At 39.1% G+C, this 432-nt stretch carries 1 protein-coding gene; it reads left to right on the forward strand.

Features of this window, described 5'->3' with window-relative positions:
- Window positions 1-432 (forward strand): Ig-like domain-containing protein (locus ACHRV5_RS22435; protein WP_395428340.1); only part of this gene is annotated, 432 nt, incomplete at both ends.

Raw genomic sequence — 432 nt, forward strand, 5'->3', positions numbered from 1 at the left:
ACATTGTAAAAGTAAGCGGTGCTTTTGTAGCTTCTCAAGGTTGTGCTAACGCCGGAACATATACTAATACTTGGACTGTTAATGATGATTGCGGAAATACTTCTGCTATTTTCACTCAAATCATTACCATCGAAGATACTACTGCTCCTACTTGGTCAACACAAGGGGGAACATTAAATACTACTGTTCAATGTAGTGATGCAACAGCTTTAGCTAATGCTCAAGCGCAATTCCCAGTAGCTACTGATGCTTGTGATACTGATGTGACAAACATTGTAAAAGTAAGCGGTGCTTTTGTAGCTTCTCAAGGTTGTGCTAACGCCGGAACATATACTAATACTTGGACTGTTAATGATGATTGCGGAAATACTTCTGCTATTTTCACTCAAATCATTACTATCGAAGATACTACTGCTCCTACTTGGTCTACTC

Origin of the sequence: Flavobacterium sp. FlaQc-52 (assembly GCF_044007495.1) — a bacterium.
GTDB lineage: Bacteria > Bacteroidota > Bacteroidia > Flavobacteriales > Flavobacteriaceae > Flavobacterium > Flavobacterium cupriresistens.